The 9,843-nt window shown below is 64.2% G+C and carries 8 protein-coding genes and 6 tRNA genes; 8 read left to right on the plus strand and 6 right to left on the minus strand.

Annotation, left to right across the window (positions count from 1 at the left end):
- Positions 1–1,005, plus strand: a 1,005-nt coding sequence (locus VGL40_00565) for an ATP-binding protein (GenBank protein HEY3313766.1), incomplete at its 5' end; no start/stop codon positions are given.
- Between the two features lie 53 nt (positions 1,006–1,058).
- Here VGL40_00565 and VGL40_00570 read toward each other — a convergent pair.
- A complete protein-coding gene (locus VGL40_00570) occupies positions 1,059–2,699 on the minus strand; it encodes an MDR family MFS transporter (protein ID HEY3313767.1) in 1,641 nt (546 codons plus the stop codon).
- Entirely contained in the window at positions 2,696–3,142 is a 447-nt protein-coding gene (locus VGL40_00575) for a MarR family transcriptional regulator (GenBank protein ID HEY3313768.1), read from the minus strand. The genes VGL40_00570 and VGL40_00575 overlap by 4 nt, the downstream gene beginning before the upstream one ends.
- 210 nt (positions 3,143–3,352) lie before the next feature.
- Between VGL40_00575 and VGL40_00580 the strand changes: the two genes are divergently transcribed.
- Positions 3,353–4,018, plus strand: coding sequence for a hypothetical protein (locus VGL40_00580; protein ID HEY3313769.1), 666 nt, complete (start codon positions 3,353–3,355; stop codon positions 4,016–4,018).
- Positions 4,019–4,138: 120 nt separating this feature from the next.
- Here VGL40_00580 and VGL40_00585 read toward each other — a convergent pair.
- The 4 genes from VGL40_00585 to VGL40_00600 form a co-directional block, all read right to left on the minus strand.
- Positions 4,139–4,210, minus strand: a tRNA-Gly gene (locus VGL40_00585).
- 5 nt (positions 4,211–4,215) lie between these two features.
- Positions 4,216–4,288, minus strand: a tRNA-Phe gene (locus tag VGL40_00590).
- 8 nt (positions 4,289–4,296) lie between these two features.
- Positions 4,297–4,371: transfer RNA gene (locus VGL40_00595), tRNA-Asp, on the minus strand.
- A 50-nt stretch (positions 4,372–4,421) separates the two neighbouring features.
- Positions 4,422–4,494: transfer RNA gene (locus tag VGL40_00600), tRNA-Val, on the minus strand.
- A gap of 234 nt (positions 4,495–4,728) precedes the next feature.
- Here VGL40_00600 and VGL40_00605 point away from each other — a divergent pair.
- The 6 genes from VGL40_00605 (at position 4,729) to VGL40_00630 (ending at position 9,657) form a co-directional block, all read left to right on the plus strand.
- Positions 4,729–4,799: transfer RNA gene (locus VGL40_00605), tRNA-Cys, on the plus strand.
- Positions 4,800–4,867: 68 nt separating this feature from the next.
- A tRNA-Leu gene (locus tag VGL40_00610) sits at positions 4,868–4,952 on the plus strand.
- A gap of 102 nt (positions 4,953–5,054) precedes the next feature.
- On the plus strand, positions 5,055–5,954 hold the full coding sequence (locus tag VGL40_00615; GenBank protein ID HEY3313770.1) for an arginine deiminase family protein: 900 nt from the start codon (positions 5,055–5,057) through the stop codon (positions 5,952–5,954).
- Positions 5,955–6,256: 302 nt separating this feature from the next.
- Positions 6,257–7,825 (plus strand): APC family permease, encoded by a 1,569-nt coding sequence (locus tag VGL40_00620; GenBank protein HEY3313771.1) that lies wholly within the window; start codon positions 6,257–6,259, stop codon positions 7,823–7,825.
- A 197-nt stretch (positions 7,826–8,022) separates the two neighbouring features.
- The gene (locus VGL40_00625; protein HEY3313772.1) at positions 8,023–8,874 is read left to right on the plus strand and encodes a phosphoesterase; all 852 of its coding nucleotides are present in this window, start codon (positions 8,023–8,025) and stop codon (positions 8,872–8,874) included.
- 3 nt (positions 8,875–8,877) lie between these two features.
- On the plus strand, positions 8,878–9,657 hold the full coding sequence (locus VGL40_00630; GenBank protein HEY3313773.1) for a hypothetical protein: 780 nt from the start codon (positions 8,878–8,880) through the stop codon (positions 9,655–9,657).
- Positions 9,658–9,843: the final 186 nt, after the last annotated feature.

Genomic DNA, 9,843 nt, shown 5'->3' on the forward strand with positions numbered 1-9,843 from the left:
ATGGCCCTCGACCGGGAGGGCCGGATCGTCCTGGCCAACCCGGCGGCCGCGTCCTTCGTCGGCCGGCCGGTCGAGGCGCTCATCGGCCGGCCGTGCGGCGACTGCCTGCAGCCCGCGGAACTCAGCGAGGCGGTCACGCGCGGGATGGCCACCCCGGTCGAGTCCAGCGAGGAGATTGCCGTCCGCGGCGGCGAAGTCTGGTACAGCCTCCATATGGAGCCCTTCGTCCTGGCCGATGGGACCACCGGGAAGGTCGCCGTCCTCCACGACATCACCCGTCTGAAGGCGGCCGAGAGCGCCCGCCGGGACTTCATCTCCAACATCTCGCACGAACTCAGGACACCGGTGACGACCATCCGGGGATTCGTCGAGGCCATTCGCGACGGGGTCGTCCGCGGCCGGTCAGAAGAGGAACGCTACCTCGGGGTGATGACCGAGGAGATCGACCGGCTGTCCCGCCTCATCGAGGACCTCTTCCAGTTCTCGAAACTGGAGGCGGGGAAGATGGACTACCGCTTCGAGGGGCTCGACCCGATCCGGTTGGTCGACCGGGCGGCGGACAAGATCAGGCCGCGTCTGGAGTCGGCCGGGCTGATCCTCGACGTGACCGTCGAGAACCGGGACTATCCTTTGGCCGTGGCCGATTCCGACCGCATCGAGCAAGTCTTCTTCAACCTCATCGCCAACGCCATCCGCTTCACTCCGACCCCCGGCCGGGTGACCCTGGCGGCCACCGTCGAAGCCGGTGAGAAGCGGGTCATCTTCAGCGTAGCCGATACCGGCGCCGGTATCCCGGCCGCCGACCTGCCGCACATCTTCGAGCGCTTTTACAAGGCCAAGACGGCGGCCGGGCGCCGGGCCGGCGGCACCGGGCTGGGCCTGGCCATCGTCAAGCACATCGTCGAGGACCACGGCGGGGAGGTCTGGGTGGAAAGCGAAGAGGGCAAAGGAAGTGAGTTCTCCTTTGCCCTCAGGGTCCTCGGTGGGGAAGAAAAAGGGGTCTGAGCGGCGCCGCCGGGTGCCACGGGTGCCGCCGGCCGAGAGGTCGGGCGGCTGCGTCACTCGGCCCAATCGGCCGGCCCGGTGATCACCCGCTCCGAAGGCTCACCGTCGACGTCCAGCCGGGCGTGACCCATGAACAGAGCGGTGACCGCCCCGGCGATGATGACTCCCATGGCGACCAGAAAGACCGTGCGAATAGACTGCGACAGGACATCCTTCAGCATCCTGGTTACCGGCGCGAGGAATTGCGCCGGTATTGTGTTCTGGGCCCCTTTGTTGACCAGGATGGCAAAGGGGGATTGCGGGTCTATGTCAGTCATCGACCGCAGTTGGTTCAACACCGAGGTCATTTCCGGGGGAGCCGAACCGGCCATCGCCGCCAGCCGGTCGCGGATCAGCCCGGCCGACCGGTTGTTCATGATCACCCCGAGGATGGCCACCCCCATCGTCCCGCCGATCGATCGGAAGAAGGCCGTCGACGAGGTGACCACCCCGCGGCGCTCCTTGGGGAAGGAGCCCTGGACGGCCAGGACGATGATGGGCATGACCAGCCCGAGGCCGATCCCGGCCACCAGGGCCGCGCCCAGGGCCTGCTGCCAGCTGTTGTCCGGGGTCAACAAGCTCATCAGGTAGAAGCCGGCGGCCAGGACGCCCATGCCGAGCACGGTCTGCGTCCGGTAGCCGACCCGGCTGACCAGCCAGCCCCCGAGGAGGCTGGAGAGGACCACCGTGAACATCATCGGGGTCATCACCATTCCGGCGTCGGAGGCGGAGATGCCGACGACCCCTTGCATGAAGAGGGGGACGAAGACCACCGCCCCGAAGAGGGCCAGGCCCATGAAGAACCCGACGAAGTTGCAGACGGCGAAGACGCGGTCCTTGAATAGGTCGAGCGGCAGGATCGGTTCCTTGGCGACGGATTCGGCAAAGATGAAGAGAATGATGAAGCCCGCCGCAGCGGCGAAGCGCCCGATGATCGGGGCCGACATCCAGGGGTAGTCCTTGCCCCCCTGGACCAAGCCGAGCAGGAGGAAGACGGCGGCCCCGACGACCGCCGCGGACCCGAGGTAATCGATGTTCCGGGTGCCCTGTTCCTTGTACTCCCGCAGGAAGAGGCCGATGAGGATGGCCGCCGTCAGTCCGACGGGGATGTTGATGTAGAAGACCCAGCGCCAGTCCCAGAAGTCGACGATCCAGCCGCCGACCTGGGGGCCGAGGATTGAGGCCACGCCGAAGAGGGCCGTGAAGACTCCCTGCATCCTGGCCCGCTGAGCACCCGGGAAGATGTCACCGATGATGGTCTGGGCGACGGGCACCATCGCCCCGCCCCCAATCCCCTGCAATCCGCGGAAGAGGACGAGTTGCGGCATGGTCTTGGCCGCCCCGCAGAGGGCCGATCCGACCATGAAGAGCCCAAGGCCGACAAGGTAAAAGAGCCGCCGCCCGTAAAGATCCGAGAGCTTGCCGAAGATGGGGAGGGTGGCCGTGGAAGTCAGCATGTAGGCCGTGGTCACCCAGGTGATGAGGGAGAAGCCGCCAAGGTAGCCGACGACCGTCGGCATGGCCGTGGCCACTACGGTCTGGTCGATGGCCCCGAGGAGCATCCCGCACATCAAGCCGATGACGACCAAGGCCGTCCGGTAACGTTGTTTGGTGATAGTTGAATCGTAGGCCGCGGGTTCGGCGGGACCGGTCATTCGGTCGGCTCCCTTCGAAGGTGGTCGGCGATCTTGTCCATCACCCGGGTGACTGTCCATAGTTCCTCGTCGTTGACGACCGAGAAGGCATGGTCGAGGTGACGGCGGCGGCCATCGCGGGTATACTCGAGCAGCTTCCGACCGCTCTCGGTGATCTCGACCCAGACGACGCGCCGATCCTCCTGACTACGCTCGCGGACCGCCAGCCCGGCCTTGACCAATCGGTCGGCCAGCCCGGTGGCCGCGCTGAGACTGACCCCGAGCCGGGAGGCGATCTCGGAGATCCGGCGCCGGCCGCCGGCGGCCAACCAGCCGATGATGATCAGCTGGGAAACGGATAGCCCCTCGGCCGGGGCCTTCGCCTGCCGGACACCAACCTGCCTGGCCAGATAGACCAGGGTCTGTTCGAATCGATCGAGGGTGGCCCGGCGGTCGAATTCCATTCAGCGCACCTCATCGAGGATTACTTAAGGTCCTTAACAATACCCGGCATCAGTATATTTCCGGGGCGGTCCGGTGTCAACGAACGGCTCGGAGAATTAACGATTTGGCAACAACCTGGAAAAATGTTGGTAACGACGAGGGGCGATAATCGGGGTGGAAGGACGGGCCGGAGGACGGCCGTCCGAGCAAAAACAGGGAGGTTGAGAAAGATGAAGGGAATCAGGAAGTCGCTCATGATCCTGGTCGCCGCGGTGCTCCTGGTGTCGTGCACGGTCCCGGTGATGGCGGCCGCCCAGAGTGCCCCGGCGGCGCCGGCCGAGCAGCAGTACGGTGAGGTCGTCGTGGCCATCCTCGAGAAGCTGGGGGCCGGCGGGGACGTCGACAAGTTCCAGGCGGCCGGCCTCGCCCCCCGCGCCGCGGTCACCCTGGCGGCCATCGCCGGTGTTGCCGGCCAGCCGGTCGACCAGATGATCGGTCTGAGCCGCGAGGGACGGACCCCCCAGGAGATCGCCGAGAAAGTCGGGGCCGATTGGCAGGCCGTCCAGGACAAGATCGCTGAGGCCATCGGGTTCAAACGGGACGACTCTGCCCGGCTCCAACAGCGCCTCGCCAGGCTGGAAGAGAACCTGGCCAAGGCCGAGGAAGGCTACCAGAAGATCCTCCAGTCCCAGGCGGACCTGGTGCAGCGGATCGCCGACGCCGAAGCCAAGCTTGGGGAGATCAAGGACGAGCGGGCCAAGTACTGGGCCGAGCAGCGGATCACCGCCATGAAGATGCGGCAGCCCATTCTCCAGCTGCAGGCCGAGCGGGCCCAGTTCATCATCAACTCACTGCAGACGCTCATCGCCGAATTGCAGGCCAAGTTGAACGGGTAAGAAGCGGGTGAGAAACGGGTAACAAGAGGCCCGGGACCTCGAGTCCCGGGCCTTCCCGCGCGCCGAGCACCGGACCCGACCGGACAAAATAAAACGACGGCAGATTCCTCTGCCGTCCTGAGCGGAAGACGGGATTTGAACCCGCGACCCTCGCCTTGGCAAGGCGATGCTCTACCACTGAGCCACTTCCGCGCGTGTGGCGCAGGCCAGAGTCGAACTGGCGACACATGGATTTTCAGTCCACTGCTCTACCAACTGAGCTACCGCGCCTTGATGTGCGGAGACGACGGGATTCGAACCCGCGATCTTGTGCGTGACAGGCACATATGTTAGACCAGCTACACCACGTCTCCGTGTCGGCTATTAAACTTACAAGGTCATCCAAACTGGGAGGAAAGACCGGTGGGCGAAACAGGGCTCGAACCTGTGACTTCTTGCGTGTAAGGCAAGCGCTCTACCAACTGAGCTATTCGCCCGGCTTCACCCGTTGTCTTGCTCGCCTCATGCTCTAATAGTATAATGGCTTTGCGGCCCATTGTCAATTTGCCCGAACGCCTTTGACGCGACCGAAGCCGCAGGTCAACGATGGTCCGACGGTGAGTCAATTATAGCACCGAGGGCTGGTTTCGCCAAGCGGAACGCCCGCCGATTCGCCGCCCACGTTAGCTTGAACGAGCTTTGCGGATATGTTATCATGAACTGGCGAAGACGGCGACATAGCCAAGTGGCAAGGCGGAGGTCTGCAAAACCTTTATCCCCGGTTCGAATCCGGGTGTCGCCTCAATGCAAGTGGGGCCGGGCCGGCAGCCCGGCTCGATTTATATCAGCCTCGGAACATCTGGCGAACCGGCCGGAGTGGCGGAACTGGCAGACGCAAGGGACTTAAAATCCCTCGGGCCCATGGCCCATGCGGGTTCGACCCCCGCCTCCGGCACAGGCTTTTATCAAGGCCAAGATGGTGCGTCTTCGCGGGAAACCTCTTCCATCCAGGAAGGGGTTTTTCTTTTCCCAGCGAAGAGGGAGACAACCTTCGGAGGTGAGCGAATTGGCCGGCGGGAACGGACGGGAATTCGGCGCCCAATCAATGGTCGCGCCACTTCGGCGAGTGCTGGTCAGGCGGCCGGCGTGGTCGCCGGAGGCCGTGGCCACGGAGGCCGACTGGAGGGTTTGGGGCTACGCTTCACCACCGGAGCTCGAGCGGGCCGCCGAAGAGCACGACAGGTTCACCGAAATCCTCAGGGCCGCCGGCGCCGAGCTGGTCTACGCCGATGAACCCCACCCGGCTCTGTACGACTCCATCTTCACTTACGACATCGCCATCGTCACCGACCACGGAGCGATCATCCTCAACTCGGGCAAGCCGGTAAGAAGAGAAGAGGGAGCCATCATCGAGCGGGCGCTGGCGGGCGCCGGGGTGCCGATTCTCGGGCGGATGACCCCGCCGGCCACCGCCGACGGCGGCGACACCCTGTGGCTCGACCACGACCACCTCCTCGTCGGGCGCTCCTACCGGACGAATCGCCAGGGCATCAACCAACTGCGCCAGTTCCTAGAGCCCATCGGGGTTACCGTCCTGACCGCGCCGGTCGTCCACTGGACTGGGCCCGGGGAGGTAATGCACCTGATGTCGGTGATCAGCCCGGTCGACGACGACCTGGCCGTCGTCTATTCCAGGTTGATGGCCGTTGAAACGATGGAAATCCTTCGCGACTTCGACATAGGTCTTATCGAGGTCCCCGATGACGAGTTTCCGACTCTCGGCCCCAATGTCCTCGCCGTGGCCCCGCGGCGCTGCGTCATCATGGAGGGCAACCCGAAGACTCGCCGGGCCTTGGAGGCCAAGGGGGCGGTGGTCTTCGAATACCCGGGGCGAGAGGTCTCGATCAAGATGGGCGGCGGCCCGACCTGCATGACGAAGCCGATTCTCCGGCAGTAAAAGGCCTGTCCAGGTAGGGACGGATTGTCCCGTAATTGACCTTGGGGGAACCTTCTGGTAAGAGGAATTTATCCCTGAAGGGCGAATTGTCACCACTGTCTGCCGCGGAACCGCGTGGGTGCGATTCAGGCGGCCCGCTCAACCGACCGAACGGGGGTGGTGCGCAGGCATCAAGGGGACCCAGAGTGTCCTCGGTCCTTGGTTCAGCTGGAAAGCAGTAACGCCGCTCCAATCGTAGCCCTGCCTCGCCGAACTGGACGACGCTGCTGCATCCCCGGCTACACTCTGAGGGAGGTGTCACCATGCCCCAGGAACGCTTGGTCTTCATGCGCAAAGCTTCCGGGCTCGTCCGCGAATTGAGTGTAACCGACGTCGTCATCTGGTGCATCGCGAGCCCGACCGCCAGCGGCTTACTTTACTACCAGGTCTCGAACGCCAATTCCTACCCGGGAGCCAACCCGATCCTGACCTTCCTTATCGGTGGTATTATCCTGTTTCCTCTGGTCTACACGCTGGCCACGATGATGCGGATCATGCCCCGTTCGGGCGGCATGTACGTGACCATCAGCCGCCTCATCGACCCGTCTGTCGCCTACGTCACCAACGTCATCTATGCCGTCAGCATGGGCATGACCGTCGGCATCATGTGCTGGGTCGGCACCGGGGTCCTCGGTTCGGCCCTGGCCCTGGCCGGCCATGTGGCCAAGATCGACGGCCTGATCAACGTGGGCGAGTGGGTCAACGCGAACCTCGGCCACACCATCATCTCTCTGGCGGTGGTCCTCCTCTTCTGGTGGGCCGCCCTGGTCAGCCTGAGATTGGTTAAGAACCTCATGCGTTGGTCTTTCTGGCTGGCCGTCATCGGCACGGTCATGCTGGTCATCCCCGGCATCCTCTACTCCAACGGGCAGCCGGGCTTCGACCGGATCTGGGGCTCGGGCGTCTATCAGAAGGTCATCGCCGCGGCCACGGCCAACGGCTGGACCGCCCCGGCCTTCTCCTGGTCGTCGACCATCGCCCTCCTGCTCGTGGTCTTCTGGGCTTACTCGGCCTTCGAGTACATCGCCGCCATGTCCGGCGAGGTCAAGAGCCCGCAGAAGAGCATGTTCACCGGGATCATCGGCGGTTTCCTGCTGACCATGGTCATGTATATGGTCGTTTCCTGGGCGGTTTGGCGGCCCTTCAACATCGGCGCCTTCATCCCCGCCTACTCCTTCCTCTATGACAAATTCCCCGATGTCCTCGGCGCGATCATGCCGGTGATGCGGCCGTCGGTCCCGCTCCTCCTCGGCTCCCTGCTGCCCAACCCGTGGCTGGCCGTGGCGGCCATGGTCCTGGTCACCCTATGGTTCTATAACACCGCTCTGCCGTCCCTGGTGGCCGGCGCTCGGATCCTCTTCGCCATGAGCTTCGACCGCCAGATCCCGGCCGGCTTCGCCACCGTCAACAAGCGCGGCGTCCCGGCCCTGGCCACCCACGTCCAGAGCATCATCGCCTTCCTGACCGTCTTCCTCAACCTGGCCGGCATCAGCGTCCTCCTGGGGATGGCCGATGTGGCCAGCTACTTCACCTTCTGGGCCTTCGGGCTCAGCGCGGTGATGCTCCCCTACAAGCGCCCGGCCATCTACGCCCTGTCCCCGGTCAAGGGTGACTTCCTCGGCATCCCCGTCCTCACCTGGCTCGGCGGCCTCAGCGTCGGCATCGGCTGGTTCCTCGTGGCCTTCGCCGTCACCGGCATGAGCACCGCGGCCCAGGTGGCCTTCTGCGCGACCATCTTCGTCCTGACGATGGTCTATGTCTACGCCCAGGCGAAGAACGCCAGGGATGGCATCGACCTGAACGCCATCTACGGCGAGATCCCGCCCGAGTGAGATCCGACTAGGGCCCGGCGTGAAGGGGTGGCCGCCGTCTCCTGGGCGGCCACCCCTCGTCCGGTCCGTGGCAGCCAAACACACCTTGGGAGGGAGCCAACATAGCCAGGATCTTCTTCGCAGTAGACGTCCATGGCGCCGTCGGCGTATGGAGCAAATGGCTGCGAGTCCCTCAGGCTTTCAAGGCCGATGTAATCATGTTGTGCGGCGACCTTACCGGCAAGGGCGTCGTTCCTCTGGTCGAGGAGAAGCAGGGCTTCGTCTCCACCTACTATGGTCGGAGGCAGCTCTTCCGGAATGAGAAGGACGTCGTCAACGCGGAAAAGCAGATCGCCATGACCGGGCTCTACCCCCTCCGCTGCACGCCCGAGCAGGTCGAGCAGTACAAGAGCGACCCCAAGCTCCTGGACGTGGTGATGCGGGAGAAGATCGTCGCCCGGATGAAGGAGTGGATGGACCTCCTCGTCCAGAAGATCGACCTGAAGAAGACCCAGGTTGTCGTGATGCCCGGCAACGACGACGACCCGGCCGTCGACGACGTCATCAAGAGCTACGGCGAGGCCGGCGTGCAGTGGGCCCTCGACGGCCCGATCGACATCGCCGGGTTCCAGGTGGCCAGCTTGGCCCACGTCAACCCGACCCCCTGGGACACCCCCCGCGAAGCCGACGAAGAGGGAATGGCCAAGCTCATTGAGGCTCAGGTGGCCAAACTGGACAATCCGGGCCGGTCCATCTTCAACTTCCACGCGCCACCCAACGGAACCGAGCTGGACCTGGCTCCCAAGCTCAAGCCGGACCTGACTCCGGTGATGGGCGCCGGCGGCGTCGAGATGATCCATGTCGGAAGCACCGCGGTCCGCGACGCAATCAAGAAGTACAGGCCGTTGATCGGCCTCCACGGACACATCCACGAGTCGGCCGCCCAGGACCACGTCGACGGCATCCCGGTGATCAACCCGGGGTCCGAATACGGCGAAGACGTCCTTCGCGGAGCAATCGTCGAGACGTCCAAGGAAGGCATCGTACAGTTCTGGCGCGTGGAGGGGTGAGAGTTGAGTAACGAGGAAGCCATCGCCCAGGAACAGATGCTCGTACAGCTAGGGATGCAACTGGTCGAGGCGGCGAAGGCCCAGGACCTGTCCCTGCGGCTCCTGGGGGCCATCGCCTTCCGGGTCCACTGCCCGACCCACAAGCACCTCGAGTACGCGGTCGGCCGCTGGCTGACCGACGTCGACCTGGCCTGCGGGGTCAAGGACGTGGACAAGATCATCAAGCTGTTCCAAAGCCAGGGGTTCGTGGAGAACGAGCGGGTTCGGCTCATCCACGGCAACGAGCGGCTGATCTTCGATCATCCGAACGGAGCCCATTGCGATGTCTTCGTCGATCGCTTACACTTCTGCCACGATGTTTGGTTCAAGGGTCGCTACGATGCCGACTACCCGTCAATCCCCCTGGCCGAACTCCTCCTCGAGAAACTTCAGATCGTGGGCTTCGAACCGAAGGACGCGGTCGACAGCTTCGTCCTCCTGCGTGAACACCAGTTGGGTGACGGCGACAAGGAGACCGTCAACGTCGGCCTCATCGCCAAGATCTGCGCCGACGATTGGGGCTTCTGGAAGACGATCCACCTCAACCTCGATAAGATCGACGAGTTCGCCCGCAAGGGCGACCTGCCCGTCAGCGATGAGGACCGCAACGACGTCCTGGCCAAGACGGCCGCCATCCGCAAGCGACTCGACGACGTGCCTAAGTCCTTCAAGTGGCAGATGCGGGCCAAAATCGGCACGAGGATGCCGTGGTACCGGGCGGTCGACGAGTTGACCCGCGACTAGCCGCGCGTCGTCTGATAGTCGGCCGGCGAGAGTGGAGCGTCGAGTCTTGGGTCTTGAATGTCAAACCACCATTGACTTGATGGGCCTCCGCCTAGCGGCGGAGGCCCATCAAGTCGCGCCCGGAGCGGCTTTTCGCGTCGTCTCTAGACGCCTCTTGAACTTACGTCTAGCTGCTGATAAAATGAA

This window comes from Bacillota bacterium, from assembly GCA_036504675.1.
Classification (GTDB): domain Bacteria; phylum Bacillota; class Sulfobacillia; order JAJYWN01; family JAJZPE01; genus DASXUT01.

Coding starts and splice junctions, on each gene's coding strand:
- VGL40_00575 (HEY3313768.1), bottom strand. CDS start 3,142: ATGGAATTCGACCGCCGGGCCACCCTCGATCGATTCGAACAGACCCTG.
- VGL40_00580 (HEY3313769.1), top strand. CDS start 3,353: ATGAAGGGAATCAGGAAGTCGCTCATGATCCTGGTCGCCGCGGTGCTC.
- VGL40_00620 (HEY3313771.1), top strand. CDS start 6,257: ATGCCCCAGGAACGCTTGGTCTTCATGCGCAAAGCTTCCGGGCTCGTC.
- VGL40_00570 (HEY3313767.1), bottom strand. CDS start 2,699: ATGACCGGTCCCGCCGAACCCGCGGCCTACGATTCAACTATCACCAAA.
- VGL40_00625 (HEY3313772.1), top strand. CDS start 8,023: ATGTTGTGCGGCGACCTTACCGGCAAGGGCGTCGTTCCTCTGGTCGAG.